This window comes from Pseudomonas sp. CCC3.1, from assembly GCF_034347405.1.
GTDB lineage: Bacteria > Pseudomonadota > Gammaproteobacteria > Pseudomonadales > Pseudomonadaceae > Aquipseudomonas.
This window is the reverse complement of sequence record NZ_CP133778.1, coordinates 2783965-2801909: the sequence shown is the minus strand read 5'-3', so window position 1 is coordinate 2801909 and position 17945 is coordinate 2783965. Positions and strand designations below refer to the sequence as shown.

Genomic DNA, 17945 nt, shown 5'->3' with positions numbered 1-17945 from the left:
GGCGCGACAGTAAATGCTGGCGACTACAGCTTCAAAGCCCAATCGTGTAAGCTTCGCGGTCATTTGCATTCGACCCATAGCGAGCCCTATGCCGTTGCTCTTCAAACGCTCTTTGCTACCTAAGCTGCGCAGCTTCCCGCTGTCTGCCGATGCGTTCAGCACCTTGCCCAGCGCCGCCGAGTTTCGACGCTGCCTGCTGGAGCACATTGCCGGCGCTCGACAGCGCATCACGCTGGTGGCTTTGTACCTGCAACAGGACGAAGCCGGACAGGAAATTCTCGACGCCTTGCACGCCGCCAAAGCCGCACGGCCCGAGCTTGAAATTGCCGTCGTGGTTGATTGGCTGCGCGCCCAGCGCGGCTTGATCGGGGCGGGCAAGCAACCCGGCAATGCGGCCTGGTACCAAGCGCAAACCCAGGCCCACGCCACTGAGGTGCCGATTTATGGCGTGCCGGTGCAAACCCGCGAGCTGTTCGGGGTGCTGCACCTCAAGGGTTTTATTGTTGACGATTGCGTGATCTACAGCGGCGCCAGTCTGAATAATGTGTACCTGCACAAGTTCGACAAGTACCGCTTCGACCGTTATCACGTGCTGCACAACAAGCCACTGGCTGACTCGATGCAGCGTTTTATCCAGGAAGACCTGATCGAGACCAAGGCGGTGCATCGCCTTGATTTGCCTTCATTGCCGTCAACCCGCAGTTTGCGCAGTGCCATCGGTGACTTGCGCAGCCGCCTGAAAAAAGCCAGTTACGACACCTACTTAGGCACCACCGGACATTTTGGCTTATCGGTCAGCCCGCTGTTAGGCGTGGGTAAAAACAACCCGCTGAGCCGGGTGATTTGCGAACTGATCGCCAGCAGCCAGCAGCAACTGACCATTTGCACGCCGTACTTCAACCTGCCATTACCCGTAACCCGTGAAATCAATCGCGCACTGGAACGTGGGGTGAAGATTGACATCGTGGTCGGTGACAAGACCGCCAACGACTTCTACATCCCGCCGAGCGAACCATTTCGAGTGATCGCGGCGCTGCCGTATCTGTATGAGCTGAGCCTGCGCCGGTTTGCCAAAAGCCATCAGCGCATGATCGACAGCGGTTTGCTCAACCTGCACCTGTGGCGTGACGGCGACAACACCTACCATCTCAAAGGCATGTGGGTCGACGACCGTTACACGTTGCTCACCGGCAACAACCTCAATCCGCGGGCGTTCCGCCTGGATCTGGAAAACGGTTTGCTGATCGACGACCCGCGCCGCGAACTGCTGGAGCAGCGTGGCAAAGAGCTGGACACGATCTTCGCCCACACCCAACGCATCAACCACTTTAAAAACCTGGAAACCCTGAAGGATTACCCGCCAGCAGTGGCCAAGTTCTTGCGACGCGTGAGCAGGGTGCGAATCGAGCGGTTGTTGTACCGCATTCTTTGAATGCAGACTTGCGACGGCTTCGCCGCCGTTCGCAGCCTCGTACCTCGACAGCGGCTACAGGTTTAGTGCGGTTCCTCGGGGATATACCCCACGCTCGCGCCTTGACGGTTGTGCAACAGGCGGTCGCCGTTATCGGCCTGACTGATCACCACGTGATGATCCACGCTCAGGTAGCCCAGCGGTAACGGATCGCCCGTGCGGTACTGGGCGAAGATCAGCGTGCGTTGCGGGTTGAAGTGTTGGCCGCTGGTTTTATCCAGCCATGCCATCAGTTCTGCACTGCTGCCTTCACGCGGGAAGCCCTGATCCTGGCTGACGTAATAAAACGCTTGCCCCTGGTTCTGAACATACAGGGGCAATTTGTTATCAGCGTCGATCATGACCATGCGCCATTGCTCCCAAGGCGCTTGCTCACTGGCTTGGGCTTTGACGTTCTGGCCGAACTGGATCACGCCACCGCCGCCGTTGGACCATGGATAAAACACCCCAAGCACCAACAGCAGCAAGCCTGCACTCGTCCCGAAGCCAATCTTCCAACTCAGGCCGAGGTGTTTTTTGCGCTGTTGCAGCCGCCGAGACACCCACCAGGCCGCCAACAGTTGGGCAAAAGGTACGAGGGGCAGCACGTAGTAACTGCGTCGGCTGCCACTGGCGGTAAAGAACATAAACAACAGCGCCAGCCCCCAGACCAGCCACCGAGCATTCGGCTCGATGTGCCGCCAGTTGCGCACGGCTACCCACAGGCCGATGATCCACAGCGGCGCCCACGGCAGGGTGTAAACCGGCAGGTAGATCAGGTAGGTGTATATCGGCCCCATATGGTCAAAAGGCTGAAAGAAGCGCACCACGTTTTCACGCAATACCAGCCCCAATCCGCTTTCACCATAAGTGGGCGCGCCATACAGGTGCGAGAGCACAAACGGGAGCATATACACCATCAGGGCGATGGCCAGCGCCAGTACCAGCTTGATGTTCAGATGGCGCTTCCAGCGTTGTTCGCCGAGCACATGGGGCAACAGCACCAACCCTGGTAACACAAAGCCGATCAGCCCTTTGGTTAAAGAGGTCAAGGCCAGTAGCAGGAAGAACACGCAATAGCGGCTGAAGCGCGTGTCTTCCGGGCCTCGGAAATACCACCAGACCGCTGCGAGCAGGCCGCACAGGGTCAATATGTCCGCGGTGGCCACACGCCCCCAAAACACGAAGTAGAAGGTGGTGGCGAGCATCCAGCCCGCGATCACGCCAGTGCTTTTGCTGAACAGTCGCTCGCCGACCAGGTAGATCAGCCACACGCTCAGCCACGCCGCGATGACCGAAGGCAGGCGCAGTGACCAATGATTCAACTCACCGAACACGCCCGCCGTCGCGGTAATCAACCAATAGGACGGCAAGGGTTTGTCGTAATAGGCGCTCCCCATCAGATACGGGTCCAGGTAATCCCCCTTTTGCAGCATCTGCAGGGCGATGTTGGCCCAACGGGTTTCCGGCCCCCACAACTCCCGTGAACCGAGCCCCAGCAACAGCAGCAAGGCGGACACAGCCAGTAGAATCAGCAGCGACCGACGTGCTGAAACCCAATCTTTGAGATCCATCATTCAGACTTAGCCTGAGGGAAGATGAAAATGGCCAGGTTGCCGCGCTCATAGCGCTTGCCACCCTGAGGTAACCGTTCGACTTCGTGGACTTCCTGCGCTGAATTAACCCGCATCACCACGCCAACAGAACCGCGCGACTGCGCGTCTTTCAGCCACCCGCTGATGGTATCGACATCGACCTGGCGCTTAGCTGAATCGGGGTAACCGAGACCGTATTTGAGTTCGCCCACGGTGTCGTAAAGGGTGACTTCAGGACGACCCAATCGCCAGGAAAGTGCCGAGGCCGCGCCCAGGTCATTACTCAGCAGGGTGCTGGTCTGGCTCAATTCCTGGGTATGTTCGGCAATAAACTGGTCGGGCATTTTGCTGTTGACCACAGTGGCCGGCATCGCGGCAGGCAGCAAAGCCACCAACACACCCATGCCCAATGCCGGCGCGGCCCACAAGGTCAACGGGCGCATGGCTTGCAGAGCGTTGGTCAGCAGCCAGACCATCAGCACGATAAAGCCCAGAGACAGGCTGAACATCTCGGTGTTGGCGTAGACCGGGCGGGCGACTTGCAGGTAAACCAACCCTGCCAGCCCGGCCACGGCCAGCAGCGTATTCAACAGACCATTGACCCGTATGCAGCGGCCACGGGCCTGATTAACCCACGCAATCAACGCATGCCCCATCAACAGTGCCAAAGGCAGCAGGCACGGCAGGATGTAGGTCGGCAGCTTGCCCTTGCTCAGGCTGAACATGCCCAGTGGCAACAATAGCCAAAGCAGCAGGTAGCCGATGGCGGGCTGGCTTTTTTGCTTCCAGGCCTCAACCAGTGCCGAGGGCAGCAATGCCGCCCACGGCAGGCTGGCAGCGAGCAGTAACGGCAGGTAGAACCACCACGGCTGGGTGTGTTGCGCGTCACTCGCGCTAAAACGGCGAATGTGTTCGTTCCAGAAGAAAAACTGCCAGAAGTCAGGTTCTTGATGCTGGATAGCCAGCGCCCATGGTGCGCACACGGCAGCCGCGACCAGCACCGCCAGCGGGCCGTAGAGCAACAAGTCTTTAAAGCGTCGCTGCCACAGGGCATACGGCACGCCGATCAACACGGGCAGCAGCCAAGCCAGGAAGCCCTTGGTCAAGAACCCCATGCCGCAAGCCGCGCCCAAGACCACCCAGGCCGACAGCCGTGCCCGGCGATTTTTAGCGTCAAGGGCAAACCACAGGGCGACCAGGCTCAGGTTGACCCACAGCGTGAACTGCGGATCGAGGTTGGCGTAACCCGCCTCACCGGCCACCAGACCAAAACTCATGTACAGCAGGGCGCTCGCGAATGATTTGCGCGGATCATTCCACAGTCGGCTGGCAATCAGCCATGCCAGCCAGACGCTCAGCCCCGTGCTCAGTGCCGAAGCAATCCTTACCCCGAACAGATTGTCACCGAATACGGCTTGGCCGATGGCGATCATCCAGTAGCCCGCAATCGGCTTTTCGAAGTAGCGCAACCCCATAAAGTGCGGAGCAACCCAATTACCGCTCTGGAGCATTTCCTGACTGATCTGGGCGTAACGGGTTTCATCAGGGATCCACAGCCCGTGGGTCATTAATGGCATTAGATAAAACAGTACAAACGCCAAGAGCAGGCTGGGTATTGCCCAGCGCTCAAGACGGTTGGTCGGGATTTTTCGAGAGGCAACAGCCGCCATGCTTTCCACCTGCGAGCCCTTACTGGACGTGATTTAGGGGGGCACGGTAAAGGGCGGCGGGTAGAGGCGAGGTGAAGCTGATGTGAAAAAAATGCAGGCCTGATACGTCGCCGGACGTTGCCTCGCAACGCTCGGCAACTGCTACGAGGTTAGAAGTCGACTGTGGCGGATACCTTTAGCGAGCGTGGCTCACCCTGGCTCAGGTAGCCACCATTGGACGACGCCCAGTAGCCTGTGTTTGCGACGTTCTCTAGATTGGCCCGCAGGGTCACGGCGCGTTGTTCAACGTCGAAGCTGTAACGTGCGCCGAGGTCGAATCGGTTCCAGGCCGGGATGCTCAAGGTATTGCTCGGGTTAACGAACTGGCCGCCAGTGCGCAGCATCCGTGCATTAAGCGCTACGCCTTCCAGCCCTGGCACATCCCAATCCGCGCCCAGGTTGAACTGAAAGGTTGGTACGCCAGGCGCACGATTGCCGTCGTTGGCACCGCCTTTGGTGCCGCTGAGTTTGGTGTCCATCAGTGTGGCGCCGGCCAGTACGCGCAAGCCGTCCAGCGGCTCACCGAAGAGGTTGAGTTCAACCCCGCGATTGCGCTGCATGCCTTCGCGCACATAGGTATTTTGCGCGTTGACGTAGCCGTCGCTCGGCTGTTCGATGCGGTACACACCCAAACTGGCGCCAAAGGTGCCTTTGTCGTACTTGATCCCCGCTTCGATCTGCTTGGAGCGTGCCGGGGCGAAAGTTTGACCGGGGTTTGTAACCTCAGTGCCACCCGCCGTTGCCGGGGCTGTAGGACCTTTTGCCAGACCTTCAATGCGGTTGGCGTACAGCGAAATGTTGTCCCACGGTTTGAGCACAATGCCGTAGACCGGTGTGGTGATCGAGTCATCGTAGGTGGCCGTACGGTTGCCTGCATAGTTCCAGCCATCCACCTTCAAGGTTTGGCGACGCAGACCATAGGTCAACAGGACGCGGTCATCGACAAAACCCAACGTGTCGGAAATCGCCAGGCTGCGGTTGATGGTTTTGCCGACGATGCCGGGGTCATTGATATCGCCACCCACGAACGGGTAAACAGCAGGCTTGGCCACGTCAACGGGGTTGTACAGGTCATTGGCGAAACTGCCACTCAACTGATAGGCCGAGCGTTGTTCAGTCCAGATGCCGGTCAGGCCGAGGTTGATCTGATGGCTCACCGGGCCGGTCTGCAACGTGCCACGCAGCCCCGCCATCGCGCTGCGGTTGTCCTCATCGTGGGCGACAAACATGCTGGAGGCGGTGGTCGCACCCGCGGTGCTGCGCAGGGTAGGGGTGGAGTAATTGCCCACCTCACGGGTGTGTTTGGCCCCGGCGGCGGCATATAGGGTCCATTGATCTGTGAGGTCGTATTCGCCGCGCGCCATGCCGTAAGTGTCTTCCAGCTCGGTGAAGGTCCATTTCTGGCTGTAATTGGTGTCGGCATCCGGCGCATGGGGAATGTCGGTCAACGTTGCGGGGATATAGACCGTGTTGCGATTGCCGTTGATGCGCTGCTTTTGATAACCGAAATCGGTGGACACCCGCAGGCGATCTCCCCTGTAGTCCAGCCCCAGAGCAAACAGCTTGGTGCGCTGGTTTTCGTCGTCGATAGCGGTATCGCCTTCGCGCTGGGCGATGTTCATGCGAATGCCAAATTGATTGTTTTCGCCAAAGCGCTGGCCCAGGTCCAGGTGTTCGCCGATCCGTCCGCTGCTGGAAATATCGGTGGTGAAGCGCCGGGTCGGGGTGTCTTGTGCCCGTTTGGGTTGCAGGTTGATACCGCCACCCACACCGGAGCCGGTCGGGGTCACGCCGTTGATAAAGGCATTGGGCCCTTTGAAGACTTCAACCCGCTCAAGGCTGTCAGTGCTGATCACCTGACGGGGCAAGACGCCATACAAGCCGTTGTAGGAAATATCATCGCTGTTCAGTGGCAAGCCACGAATCACAAAGATCTGCGCCGCGTTGCCATAACCAAACGACTGACGCACGGACGAATCGTTAAGCAGCACATCACCGATGCTTTCGGCTTGCTGGTCTTCTATCAGTTGTGAGGTGTAACTCGACATCGTAAAGGGCACATCCATGATGTCTTGATTGCCCAGTACCCCCAACTCGCCACCACGTGCCACCTGACCACCGCTGTACACCGCTGGCAGCGTGCTGGAAGGCAGTTCGTCGGCAGAAATAGCGGTGCTGCCCAGAGTCAGTACCGATCCGGGGGCTTGCTCGGCAGCAGCGCTGCACAGTGATGTACCTAAAAGGCCAAGCAAGGCGGCAGCCAGTGAAGTTAAACGGAACGGGGCGAGGTCAGGCAGCATCAGGGTATCCGCATAGCGTGAGAGAAATATCAGCGTCCATGCAGATACAAAAGCAAATGATATAGATTCTCTCCTACAGCAAAAAGAGAAACTTCACGAAACCTTACTTAAATTGACTTCTTCCTGAGATTGCCAACCTCGATGCTCCGGGTTTTCGCGGTCAGGCCTGAGTCGATTTGTCGCAGGCTGTCCGTGTCGCCCGGTTTTACTGGCGTCGGGCGCAAAGGCGCACCACAACAGGGCGCAGTCGCTGTGCGAGGTGATCGCGACAGTGGTAAATTCGGCGCCCATGAAACGCGTTTACCCCACAGCAATCGTGTGCAAACGGGTAATGGCCGGTCCATTAGTCGAGCAGCGCGCACACCTGTCGCATACTGCGCAGGGCAAAGGTTTGGCTTTCAAGAGCCGGGCCGCTTAAAGGAACCTGACATGAATGCATTACTGACTCGCCGCCATGTGGTTGCCGGTCTTGGCTTGCTCAGTCTCGGCCTGTTGGCCGGTTGTGACCCGGGCAGTGGTTTGTCGTACAAGTACGGTAAAGACCTGAGCAATGAAATTCTGGGGCGCAAGTTCAAGCTTCGGGACGCCCAAGGCAACGAAATGATGCTCGGCAGCTTTCGCGGCATGATGCCGATGATCTTCTTCGGCTTTACCCAATGCCCGGCCGTGTGCCCCACCGCCTTGGCCCGCGCCGCGCAAATCAAGAAGATGATGGGCCCGGACGGTGATCGCCTGCAGGTGGTCTTTATTACGTTGGACCCGGAGCGTGACAAACCGGCGATGCTGGATGCGTACGTCAAAGCCTTCGACCCAAGCTTTATGGCGCTGTCCGGCACCCTTGAAGAAACCGCGGCCACGGCCAAGGAGTTCAAGGTGTTTTACGAAAAGATCCCGACCGGCTCGTCGTACACCTTGTCGCACACCGCCACCAGCTTTGTGTTTGACACCCGTGGCGTGCTGCGCCTGGGCCTGTCGCCTTCGCTGTCGGCCAAACAGTGCACCGAAGATCTGCTGACAGTGATGTCGGTCTGCTAGGGTCTGTACGAAATGTTTTCGAGCGAAGGTTAGGCAAGGCGAAAACAGGCGAGGAAGCGGAGTTTACGGGTTGTAAATGAGCATTCCGAGCCTGTTTTCAACGCCGCATAACCGAGCGTAGATACATTTCGAACAGAGCCTAATCAATGTTCCTTTTGAAAGAGCACGTGTCATGAAACCTGTGAATCGCTTGTTGTTGCTGTCGCTACTGGGCCTGAGCCTGCACGTTTCTGCGCAAACCAAAGTCGACGATGCTTGGGTTCGCGCCACCGTTGCAGGCCAGCCTACGACCGGTGCTTTCATGCACATCACGTCGAGCACCGACAGCAAGCTGGTCGAAGTCAAATCCAAGGTGGCCGAGACCGTGCAGATTCACGAATCGACGATGAAAAACGACGTGATGAGCATGCAAGCGGTGCCGTTTGTGGCGTTGCCTGCTGGCAAAACCGTGAACATTGAGCCCGAGGGGTATCACGTGATGCTGATTGACCTGGTGGCCCAGGTTAAAGACGGCGACACAGTGCCGCTGACCTTGATCGTTGAAGATGCCAAAGGCGTCAAAGAATCGATTGAAGTCAACGCCCAGGCCCGTGCGTTGAACAGCATGCCAATGGACATGAACATGCATGACCACGGCGCTGCGCACTGATTAAAATCGCCCGGTTAACGGGTATTCAATCGCCAGGCGGATCTGGTCTGTGTCCAGTTCGGCCTGCGCGGTGTTGCCGCGATGCACGTTATGACGCAGCGACATGATGGTGCCCTTGGCAGCACCGCTCTGCACCACATAGCGCGCCTCCAGATCGCGCTCCCAGTGTTTACCGCCTTCGCCATATCCCAGATAGGCGTAACCCCCGCTCGGATCCACATGACTGCCGTTGATATCACTGCCGCGCACATAAGCGGCACTGAGCACCAACCCCGGCAGGTTCCATGACGACAGGTCGAGATCGTAGCGGGCTTGCCACGATTGCTCGTTGGGCGCGTTGAAGTCAGACAATTGCACCGCGTTGGTGATGAAAATGGCGCCACGGGTCACGTAATCAAACGGCGTATCGCCGTGCACTTTCTGATAACCCAGGCTGAAGCTGTGCGGACCTTGAGCGTAGGTGCTCATCAGGCTCCAAGTGGTGTTGTCGATAGTGCCCGACAGCGCCCGGCCTTCATCGGTGGTGCGGTACAGGTTGAAGTTGAACGTCAGCGAGCGATGTTCATCAATCGGCTGGCTAAACAGAGCGCCCACATACTGCTGGTTCCAGGTGTCTTCGTAACGTGAGGTGTAAAGGCTCGCGCTGAGTTGCTTGCTCGGGGTATAGACCGCACCGGCCAGGTCGAAGGCATCGCCTTTGGGGCCGTTCGAGTAGTTCACCACAAAGCCTTGGTTGTGACTGCTGGCGTTGCGGTCGGTGCTTTCGGTGAAGTGCCCGCCCACCATTTTCAAGGCATTGAACTCGTTACTGGTGACAAACACCCCGGTGGCGGTCTCTGGCAGCAGACGACTGTCGGACGAGCTGAATACTGGGGTCTTGACCCGCTGTTCGCCATAGGAGAGCACGGTATTGGACAGCCGCAGCTTGATGGCCGCGCCACCCCGGCCATAGTTATCCTTGGGGTAGCCGTCGTTATCCAGTCCCAGCAAACGCGCTTTTCCTGCACGGCCGCCGCCACTGTCCAGCTTGACCCCAAGGTAAGCGTGCGCATCGACGCCCACACCGATCAATCCCTGGGTGAAACCGGATTGCAACGTGCCCATCAAGCCGTAGGCCCATTCTTCTGCATAACCGTTACGTTCGGTCTTGGGCTTGTAGGCATTGCGCGAGCCGCTGTTACTGGCGCCGTGCCGGTAGTCGCGATGGTCGTAGACCGTGCGGTTGATCACAGCCCACGTGCTGTCTTCGATAAAACCATTGGTCTGGGACTGGGCAGAGTCGGCCAGGGCCATGGGGCTGGCGAGGGCCATCAGGATGGCCGAGCGCGTGCGAACAATCGTCATTGTGCGGCCTGCTGTTTTTGCAGTGCGGCGTTCATTCGATCCAATGCGCGCTTGGGCAGTTTCGAGGGCAGTTGCGGTGCCTGAGCAGCGGGCTCACCGACCTGAATCAGCATCACCATGCCCATCCCCAGGTGCGGGGTGCATTGGATGCCGTACAGCCCTGGAATGGAGAAGTTCTGTTCGATTGGCTGATCGATCTTGCCTTGAAAGGCTTGCGCGCCCTCTGGCAACAGTTCTGGCAACGTCGCCGCATTGTGGCCACTGTGCGTTGGCACGAATTTGACCGTATCGCCGGGGGCTATTTGCAGGTAGTCCGGTTCAAACACCATGCCAGCGGTTGCCGTTCGAGTGAGCATCTTCACTTCATGAGTCTGGGCCAACGCGGATGAGCCGAGCAGGGCAATAACCAGCAAGAGGGTCAGGGATGAAATACGCATGTCTGGCTGTCCATAAAATCAAAAAAGCCGCCGCAGGCATGAGCTGCCTACAGCGTTAAGCGAGCAACAATGCACTCAAAGGAGCCAATGTCCGAATCAGAAGTATTTCAGCCATGAAATATCTCGGCGACGCGCCTTCAACGCAGCAAACCAGCGCACCGGCAGATAAAGCGCTGTTGCCAGCAAAATGGCCGAAAGCCACACCGCACCGATGCCGTCAAAACCGAAGTAGCTGCCCTGATTCAGGCCAAACAGGCCGACACACACCAGATAGAGCACTTTAAGGACGTACAAGTGCAGCAGGTAGAAGAACATCGGCGCCGCGCCAAATACCGCCAGGGTGCGAATCCAGCGGCGTTGCCCGGCGCGCTCAAAGCCCAGCAACAGCAACAGGCCAACACCCAGGGTCAAGGTCAAAAACAGCAGCGAAGGCGGGTACTTGGTGATGTTGAAAAAGCTCATCAAGGTTTGCGTCACGGTGCTGTAGCCACTCCATTGCGCCTCGCCATAACCATTGAGCAGGCGTAGCGCGACAAAACCGAGCAGGGCACCCGTCCCGGCCAGCAACAGATAACGCTGACGCAGGGCTGCCGAGGCGGATCGTGCAAACCATGGGCCGATGCAATAGCCCAGCGCGATGACCCCGATCCACGGCAGTACCGGGTAGGAAGTACGCAGGCGCAAGCTGTCCGAAAACTCGATCCAGCCACGATCATGCAAAATTGCCCACGGCACATGCAGCGCCGAACCGGCAGCGAAGTGCAGGCTGTCGAGCAGGTTATGCCCGGCGATGATCACGATGGCGAGCAACAAAAGCACAGGGCGTGGCAGCCAGACCAGCGCCGCAAGGGCAATCATGCTGACGCCGATGGCCCAGATCACTTGCAGGTAAATCACCGTGGGCGGGAACTGGAACGTCCAGGCAAAGTTCACCAACGTGAACTCCAGCACCACCAGAAACAGTCCGCGCTTGAACAGAAATGCCGAAACGTCGCGCGTGCCCTGATATTTTTCGCCGTACAGATACGCCGACAACCCCGTCAGCAACACAAACACCGGGGCACACAAATGAGCCAGCGTCCGGCTGAAAAACAGCGCGGGCTCGGTGGCATCAATACTCATCGGATCGGCCACTTGGCGATGCAAAAAGAACGTCTCGCGCACGTGGTCCAGCAGCATAAAAATAATCACCAAGCCCCGCAGGGCATCGATGGACAGCAGGCGTTGGCTTGGAGGAGGGGCTTGTTGAGCAGTCGGCATTGAGGATTCACACGCAAGGAGAGCTATAAGAAGTTGTTACCTTATAACGTCCAAACGAGGTTTTGTCATCCCTTTGAGAAAGATTCCCAATAAAGCAGGTCGCTCGATTGGCGGGTAAAGGGGCTGAGTGTGGTGCGGCGCCCGGTCATGACCAAGGCGCCGACTGCTTAACAGCGTCAGGGTTATCGACGCACCTTGACCCAGGCCATCAACAATGCGGAAGACAGCACGCCGACCGTCATGAAGATATAAGCCGCCCCCGGATTGCCCGTGAGGCCGATCAGGTAGCCGACGATCCACGAGCCAACAAAGGCGCCCAGCGCCCCGCACGCATTGATCAGGCCAATCGCGCCGCCGAATACGTTGGCCGGAAGGATCTCCGGGATCAGCGCAAAAAACGGTCCGTAAGGTGCATAAAGCGCCGCACCTGCGACGGTCAACAAGGCAAACGACAGCCAGAAGTGCTCAGAACCCAGCAGGTACGAGCAGAAGAAGGCCAGCGCGCCGAGTGCCAGCAACGGCCAGACGAAGTGTTTGCGCTGCTGCGACTTGTCCGAAGCCCACGACACTGCCAGCATCGCTGCCACGGCGGCCACATACGGCACGGCACTCAGCCAGCCGACAGTGACAATGTCGGCCGCTGCGGCCTGTTTGATGATGCTCGGCAACCACATGATGAAACCATACACGCCGATGCTCCACAGCGCGTGCACGCAGCACAGTTGAATCACTATCGGGCTGGTGAAGGCCTGACGGTAATTGCGCACCTGCTTCATGCCTTTCTGTTCTTCGGCGAGGGTCGCGGCCAACTGGGTCTTTTCCTGTTGGGTCAGCCAGTCAACCTGCTCAGGCTTGTCCCGCGCCATGCGCCACCAGACGAAGGCCCACAACACCGCAGGTGCACCTTCGATCACAAACATTTCACGCCAGCCCCAGGCCTGAATCAGATAACCCGAGACCACCGACATCCACAGCACGGTGACCGGGTTACCCAGCACCAGAAAGGTGTTGGCCCGCGAACGCTCTTTGCGGGTGAACCAGTTGCTGATAAAAATCAGCATCGCTGGCATCACGGCCGCTTCGACAATCCCCAGCGACACCCGAATGAACATCAGCATCGGGATATTGGTCACCAGCCCCGTGGCCATGGCGCAAAAGCCCCACAGGATCAGGCTCCAGAACACCAGTTTGCGCACGCTGTACTTCTGCGCGTAGATCGCCCCCGGTACCTGGAAGAAAAAGTACCCCAGAAAAAACAGGGCACCGATCAGCGAGGACATGCCTTTGGTGATGCCTAGGTCGTGCTCGATCCCGGCGGCACTGGCAAAGCCATAGTTGGCGCGGTCCAGATAGGCGAGGCTGTACGTGATAAAAATCAGCGGAATGAGGTACAGCCAGCGTTTGGGCGCAAAGCCTTTGGCCTTGACCTGCTGGCTGCCAACGTCCGTTAACGGCAGTGCATGTTCTTTGAGCGTGCTCATGGGGATCCCCCTGTTATTGTTGTTTTGTGCTTTTTTCAAACGACGCTGGTCAGGCCTCCATCCACGAACAGGGTTTGGCCATTGATGAAATCCGAAGCCGGGGAGGCGAGGAACACCGCAGCACCGCACAACTCTTCGACGCGGCCCCAACGACCGGCAGGTGTGCGCTTGCACAGCCATTCAGAAAATTCTTGGTTATCAACCAGTGCGCGGTTCATCTCGGTTGCAAAGTAGCCCGGCGCCAGGCCGTTGGCCTGAATCCCATGGCGAGCCCATTCGGCGCACATGCCTTTGGTCAGCATCTTCACGGCCCCTTTGGACGCGGCATACGGCGCGATAGTGGGGCGTGCCAGCTCGCTCTGGACCGAGCAGATATTGATGATTTTGCCCCGGCCACGGGCAATCATGTGCCGAGCTACCGCCTGGGAGACATGGAACACGCCGTCCAGATTGACCCGCATCAGATCGTGCCAGTCGTTGGCGTCGTAGTCCTCCAACGGCGCGCGGCGTTGAATGCCCGCGTTGTTAATCAAAATATCGATGGCCCCGGTATCCGCCTCAAAGGCATTGATTGCCGCGAAAAGCTGTTCACGGTCGGTAACATCAAACGCGGCGTACTCGGCCTTGATCCCGTCGTCGCGCAATTGGCTGGCAATGACACGGGCTTTTTCGATATTGCGATCGTTGATCACCACAATAGCGCCGGCAGCGCCCAGACCACGGGCCAACTCAAGCCCGATGCCTTTACCTGAACCGGTGATCAAGGCACGGCGGCCATCAAGCTGAAAGTTACTGATATTGAATGACATGCAGTTCTCCACAAACGGCCATTTATTATTTAGGCTGTGCTAGCTCGCATCTCTAACGGGATAGTCACGTTTTTACCTGGCCTTGAAGCTACTTCACCCTAGGCCACTGGCAGCGTCCAATCGTCATTGATGATCTTGTGATCAACTATTTTGATCACCCTGTTTTTATGTGTTTATAACGCGAGACAATCTATTGGAAATCAAACACTTAAGGTCGTTTGTGACATTGGCGGAAGAGCTGCACTTCGGTCGAGCCGCGCAACGCCTGTCCATTGTCCAGCCAGCCTTGAGTATGCAAATCAAGATGCTTGAAGAGGAGTTGGGCGTGCGCCTGTTCGAGCGCAATCGGCATTCGGTGATGCTCACGCAAATCGGTGCAGTCTTTTTGCCCGAAGCGCGGGCCACCTTGCATCAAGCCGCCCATGCAGCCGACGTTGCCAAAGCGAGCGGGCGTGGGGAAATAGGCCGCGTGCGCTTCGGCTTTGTCTCATCGGTGCTGCCTGAACTGCTGCCCACACTGATTCGCACGTTGCACGCGCGCTTTCCACGTATTGAGTTAGAGCTCAAGGACATGCCGGGCCCGGATCAGGCCAGCGCTTTGAAAAATGGTCAGCTCGACTTTGGCCTCATGCGTTTACCGGCAGTGATTCCCGGCATCCAGACCCGCGAAGTGCTGCAGGAGACCTTTGTGGTGGCGCTGCCCAGCGATCATCCTTTGGCGCTGTGTGACAGCGTGCCCGCGACAGCGCTGGTCCAAGTGCCGGTGTTTATCCTCGCCAGACGCTACGCCCCCGGTTTCTACGACGAACTGATGCAATCGCTGCGCAGCCACGGCGTGCAACTGCAAATCGGCTCGGAACTGGGAGAATTCACCACCATGCTGGCACTGGTTTCAGCCGGGCTTGGTATCGGTTTATTACCGGCCAACGCAGGCCGGGCATTGCCCGCCAATGTGGTCTCCAAACCGTTGGCGTTGGGCGACTACAGAGCTACCACCGGACTGGCATGGGTGGATCTGGACAGCGCGGTCAAACTCACGGTGTTCAACGTAATCTGCGACATTTTATCTGCGTAGCAGTTGCCGAGTTCCGCGAGGCTACGTCCGGCGGTGAAGCCGTCGTAAATAGGCCACCGCGGTCCTTCAATTTGATCAAGTTCTCAGGGTTTACGATCGCTTCGCAATCGGACGTAGCCTCGCGGAACTCGGCAACTGCTACGGGCCCTCCATACGTTCAGAGCACGGGAATCGGGTACAACCCGTGTGCGCTGTCGTGCCAGGCAAATTCCAGCTTGAAGGCCTGTTCCAGCCAGCCAGAATCACGCACCGTCTGTGGACTGCCGTGTCCCAGCAGTCGCCCCTCGGCTAAAACGGCGATCCGATCAGCAAAGCGCATGGCCAACCCGAGGTCATGCAGCACCAGCAATTGCGCGCAGTGCGTCAGGCGACTGCGCAGGTAACTCAACAAATTGAGTTGATGGGTAATATCCAGTGCTGCCGTGGGTTCATCGGCCAGCAAAATTGGCGAATCAGCGGCCAAGGCCCAGCCAATACCGGCTCTGGCGCGTTCACCCCCCGACAGCTGCGACAGGCGACGTTGCAGTAAATGGCCAATGTCCAGCGACTCAATCAGTGCTGTTGACAAGGGTTGACCAAGGCGGGCGGCATTGCGCCGGGCGCCGAGTTCGAGCAACTCCACCACCTGTAAATCCCATTGGCTGCGAAAGTCTTGCGGCAGGTAAGCCAAGGCTTGTGCGCGCTGCGCGGCTGGCCAGTGGTGGAAGGCGCGTTGTTGCAGTTGCACCTGCCCCGCACTTAACGCCTGCACCCCGGCCAAGGCGCGCAAGGCGCTGCTTTTACCCGAGCCATTGGGGCCGACCAAGACCAGCAGTTCGCCGGAGCCAAGGTCGAGGCTGAAGTCATGCAGCACGGGCTTGCCAGCGTGATGCACCGACAAGCCCTGAGCCTGTAACACGGGGTTGGTGTTCATGATGCAGGCCTCGCACGGGTGAGCAGCAGAAGAAAGAACGGTGCACCGAGCAATGCCGTCAGCAGCCCCAGCGGAATTTCAGCCGGCGGCAAAATGCTTCGCGCCAAGCCGTCGAGCAATGCCAGCAAGGCGCCGCTGGTGAGTGCACTGGCCACAATCAGACGTTTGTGTGTCGGCCCGATCAACCAGCGCACGGCATGCGGTGCAACCAACCCGACAAACCCCACCAGCCCGCCCCAAGACACGGCCAGCGCGGTAATCGCGGCGGCCAGCAACAGCGCCAGGTTGATAAAGCGTTGTGGCCTTAAACCCATGCTGTACGCCACATGATCGCCCAGCCCCAACAGGTCGAGACCATGGGCCATGCGCTGTGTACAGAGCAAGGCCAGCCCCGTCAACAACGCCAGTAACCCCAGCGCGAGGAAGTCAGGGGTATGAATGCCGCCCAGGGTCCAGCTCAACACCACCTGCAAGTTCACCGTTTCATCCGACAAGGCGAGCAGCAACAGGCTGCGCAATGCACCGAGCAACGCGGCCACCGCAATCCCGGCCAGCAGCAAGCCACTGGTGTCGTTGATCCGGGTGAGGCGGGTGATCAGCAGCACCAGCAAGGTTGCGCCCCACGCGCCAATAAATGCCAGCAGCGGCAAGCTGACAGCCATCGCCACGGGCAACGGCACCAGCAAGGCAATGGCGGCGCCCACCGCGGCACCTGGGGCGCTGCCCAACAAGTACGGCTCGGCCAGCGGGTTACGAAACACACCCTGGAAAATCACCCCGGCCAGGCCCAGGCATGCCCCCACACAAAAGGCCGCCAGCACTCTGGGCAAGCGCCAGGTCATCAGTAACTGGGCAAACGGCGTGTCATCGCCTCGCCACAATGCCCACCAGTCATTCCAATGCGCCAGTTCGGCACCCAGCCAAAGGCCGATAAAAATCGCGGGCAAAGGCATCAGGCACAGCAGGCGATAGCGTCTGTCGACGGCGCTCATGGCGGGGTCTCGGCAAGAGGGGGAAACAACTCAGGGTGCAACAGCGCTGCCAATTGCTCGACACCGTCAACCACCCGTGGCCCGGGGATCAGCAGCAACGCACTGGGGAGGCTGTCGATGCGGTCTGCGGCAACGGCAGGAATGCTTTGCCATCCGGGTCGTTGGGCCAGCCTGAGCGCCTGTAGGGCGGAGCCTGCCACGATAATACGTGCCGGATTAGCGTGAAAAACCGACTCACCGCCCACCTGACTTAAACGGCTGTCGGCGAACAGATTGACACCGCCTGCCAGACGCAAAATGTCGCTGGTGTAATTGTGCCCGCGCAGGGTCAGGTAACTGCCACGATCATTGCTGCCCGTCTCCAGATACACCGGCACTGGCGGCTGCCCAGCCAAACGCGCTTGCACGGCATCGAGCCGAACCTGCATCCGGCCGATCAATTGCTCGGCGCCTGCCTCATGGCCGGTGGCCAGCCCCAGTAGCCGGATATTGGCCAGTACCGACTCAAGATCGCGATGGTTGAGCACCAGCGTCGCAATACCAATGCGCTGCAACGGATCAACCAGGGTTGCTGCTTGCCTGGCAGGGGTCATGACCACCAGATCGGCGCGCAGGCGGGCGATGGCTTCAACCGAAAACCCCAGACGTCCGCCAACCTTGGCCCGTTCTGCAATGTCGGCGGGGTAGCGGGTAAAGGCCTCGACGCCGACGATGGCATCTGCGGCACCGATGGCCGCCAACATTTCTACGTTGCTGGCGAAAATCGCGACGATTCGCTGCGGCGCTCGCTCGATAGTCACTTCACGCCCAAGCGCATCGACCACGGTTCGCGGAAACCCGGTATCAGCCCTGACGTCCAGGCTGATCAGCAGGCACAGCCACACAAGCCAGCGCAT

15 protein-coding genes are annotated in these 17945 nt (G+C 58.8%); 4 read left to right on the top strand and 11 right to left on the bottom strand.

Annotated elements, in window-relative coordinates; genetic code table 11:
• Positions 1–88: 88 nt before the first annotated feature.
• Entirely contained in the window at positions 89–1432 is a 1344-nt protein-coding gene (gene pssA / locus RHM56_RS12490; protein WP_322241540.1) for a CDP-diacylglycerol--serine O-phosphatidyltransferase, read from the top strand.
• A 62-nt stretch (positions 1433–1494) separates the two neighbouring features.
• Here the strand turns inward: pssA and RHM56_RS12485 are convergent, their stop codons facing one another.
• The 3 genes from RHM56_RS12485 to RHM56_RS12475 all read right to left on the bottom strand — a co-directional run bounded on the left by RHM56_RS12485 (position 1495) and on the right by RHM56_RS12475 (position 7054).
• Positions 1495–3027 carry an ArnT family glycosyltransferase gene (locus RHM56_RS12485; RefSeq protein ID WP_322241539.1) on the bottom strand — a complete coding sequence of 511 codons (1533 nt, stop codon included), beginning with the start codon at positions 3025–3027 and terminating at the stop codon, positions 1495–1497.
• Positions 3024–4715 (bottom strand): lipid IV(A) 4-amino-4-deoxy-L-arabinosyltransferase, encoded by a 1692-nt coding sequence (gene arnT, locus RHM56_RS12480; protein ID WP_322241538.1) that lies wholly within the window; start codon positions 4713–4715, stop codon positions 3024–3026. The genes RHM56_RS12485 and arnT overlap by 4 nt, the downstream gene beginning before the upstream one ends.
• 149 nt (positions 4716–4864) lie before the next feature.
• Positions 4865–7054 carry a TonB-dependent receptor gene (locus RHM56_RS12475; protein WP_416194900.1) on the bottom strand — a complete coding sequence of 730 codons (2190 nt, stop codon included), beginning with the start codon at positions 7052–7054 and terminating at the stop codon, positions 4865–4867.
• A gap of 429 nt (positions 7055–7483) precedes the next feature.
• On the opposite strand from RHM56_RS12475, the gene RHM56_RS12470 reads away from it, so the two are divergent.
• Together RHM56_RS12470 and RHM56_RS12465 are read left to right on the top strand one after the other, a co-directional pair.
• The gene (locus tag RHM56_RS12470) at positions 7484–8089 is read left to right on the top strand and encodes an SCO family protein (RefSeq protein WP_322241536.1); all 606 of its coding nucleotides are present in this window, start codon (positions 7484–7486) and stop codon (positions 8087–8089) included.
• Positions 8090–8261: 172 nt separating this feature from the next.
• Positions 8262–8738 carry a copper chaperone PCu(A)C gene (locus RHM56_RS12465; RefSeq protein WP_322241535.1) on the top strand — a complete coding sequence of 159 codons (477 nt, stop codon included), beginning with the start codon at positions 8262–8264 and terminating at the stop codon, positions 8736–8738.
• Here RHM56_RS12465 and RHM56_RS12460 read toward each other — a convergent pair whose 3' ends face one another.
• The 5 genes from RHM56_RS12460 to RHM56_RS12440 all read right to left on the bottom strand — a co-directional run bounded on the left by RHM56_RS12460 (position 8739) and on the right by RHM56_RS12440 (position 14069).
• Complete coding sequence (locus RHM56_RS12460) at positions 8739–10082, bottom strand: OprD family porin (RefSeq protein WP_322241534.1); 1344 nt, start codon at positions 10080–10082, stop codon at positions 8739–8741.
• Positions 10079–10519: a pseudoazurin gene (locus RHM56_RS12455; RefSeq protein WP_322241533.1), complete on the bottom strand. Its 441-nt coding sequence runs from the start codon at positions 10517–10519 to the stop codon at positions 10079–10081. Before RHM56_RS12455 ends, RHM56_RS12460 begins: the two co-directional genes overlap by 4 nt.
• Positions 10520–10615: 96 nt before the next feature.
• Positions 10616–11779 carry a DUF1624 domain-containing protein gene (locus RHM56_RS12450; RefSeq protein WP_322241532.1) on the bottom strand — a complete coding sequence of 388 codons (1164 nt, stop codon included), beginning with the start codon at positions 11777–11779 and terminating at the stop codon, positions 10616–10618.
• Positions 11780–11961: 182 nt separating this feature from the next.
• A complete protein-coding gene (locus tag RHM56_RS12445; protein ID WP_322241531.1) occupies positions 11962–13260 on the bottom strand; it encodes an MFS transporter in 1299 nt (432 codons plus the stop codon).
• A 35-nt stretch (positions 13261–13295) separates the two neighbouring features.
• Positions 13296–14069, bottom strand: coding sequence for an SDR family NAD(P)-dependent oxidoreductase (locus RHM56_RS12440; protein ID WP_322241529.1), 774 nt, complete (start codon positions 14067–14069; stop codon positions 13296–13298).
• A gap of 193 nt (positions 14070–14262) precedes the next feature.
• On the opposite strand from RHM56_RS12440, the gene RHM56_RS12435 reads away from it, so the two are divergent.
• Positions 14263–15144: a LysR family transcriptional regulator gene (locus RHM56_RS12435; protein ID WP_322241528.1), complete on the top strand. Its 882-nt coding sequence runs from the start codon at positions 14263–14265 to the stop codon at positions 15142–15144.
• A 157-nt stretch (positions 15145–15301) separates the two neighbouring features.
• Here the strand turns inward: RHM56_RS12435 and RHM56_RS12430 are convergent, their stop codons facing one another.
• Genes RHM56_RS12430 through RHM56_RS12420 form a run of 3 tightly spaced genes read right to left on the bottom strand, consistent with a single transcriptional unit; the run spans position 15302 to position 17945 of the window.
• On the bottom strand, positions 15302–16057 hold the full coding sequence (locus tag RHM56_RS12430) for an ABC transporter ATP-binding protein (RefSeq protein WP_322241527.1): 756 nt from the start codon (positions 16055–16057) through the stop codon (positions 15302–15304).
• Entirely contained in the window at positions 16054–17049 is a 996-nt protein-coding gene (locus RHM56_RS12425; RefSeq protein ID WP_322241526.1) for an iron ABC transporter permease, read from the bottom strand. Before RHM56_RS12425 ends, RHM56_RS12430 begins: the two co-directional genes overlap by 4 nt.
• Entirely contained in the window at positions 17046–17945 is a 900-nt protein-coding gene (locus RHM56_RS12420) for an ABC transporter substrate-binding protein (RefSeq protein WP_322241525.1), read from the bottom strand. Before RHM56_RS12420 ends, RHM56_RS12425 begins: the two co-directional genes overlap by 4 nt.

Bases quoted from the DNA above. Each gene is read 5' to 3' on its own strand.
- pssA (WP_322241540.1), top strand. From the start codon at position 89: ATGCCGTTGCTCTTCAAACGCTCTTTGCTACCTAAGCTGCGCAGCTTC.
- RHM56_RS12485 (WP_322241539.1), bottom strand. From the start codon at position 3,027: ATGATGGATCTCAAAGATTGGGTTTCAGCACGTCGGTCGCTGCTGATT.
- arnT (WP_322241538.1), bottom strand. From the start codon at position 4,715: ATGGCGGCTGTTGCCTCTCGAAAAATCCCGACCAACCGTCTTGAGCGC.
- RHM56_RS12475 (WP_416194900.1), bottom strand. From the start codon at position 7,054: ATGCTGCCTGACCTCGCCCCGTTCCGTTTAACTTCACTGGCTGCCGCC.
- RHM56_RS12470 (WP_322241536.1), top strand. From the start codon at position 7,484: ATGAATGCATTACTGACTCGCCGCCATGTGGTTGCCGGTCTTGGCTTG.
- RHM56_RS12465 (WP_322241535.1), top strand. From the start codon at position 8,262: ATGAAACCTGTGAATCGCTTGTTGTTGCTGTCGCTACTGGGCCTGAGC.
- RHM56_RS12460 (WP_322241534.1), bottom strand. From the start codon at position 10,082: ATGACGATTGTTCGCACGCGCTCGGCCATCCTGATGGCCCTCGCCAGC.
- RHM56_RS12455 (WP_322241533.1), bottom strand. From the start codon at position 10,519: ATGCGTATTTCATCCCTGACCCTCTTGCTGGTTATTGCCCTGCTCGGC.
- RHM56_RS12450 (WP_322241532.1), bottom strand. From the start codon at position 11,779: ATGCCGACTGCTCAACAAGCCCCTCCTCCAAGCCAACGCCTGCTGTCC.
- RHM56_RS12445 (WP_322241531.1), bottom strand. From the start codon at position 13,260: ATGAGCACGCTCAAAGAACATGCACTGCCGTTAACGGACGTTGGCAGC.
- RHM56_RS12440 (WP_322241529.1), bottom strand. From the start codon at position 14,069: ATGTCATTCAATATCAGTAACTTTCAGCTTGATGGCCGCCGTGCCTTG.
- RHM56_RS12430 (WP_322241527.1), bottom strand. From the start codon at position 16,057: ATGAACACCAACCCCGTGTTACAGGCTCAGGGCTTGTCGGTGCATCAC.
- RHM56_RS12425 (WP_322241526.1), bottom strand. From the start codon at position 17,049: ATGAGCGCCGTCGACAGACGCTATCGCCTGCTGTGCCTGATGCCTTTG.
- RHM56_RS12420 (WP_322241525.1), bottom strand. From the start codon at position 17,945: ATGCGCTGGCTTGTGTGGCTGTGCCTGCTGATCAGCCTGGACGTCAGG.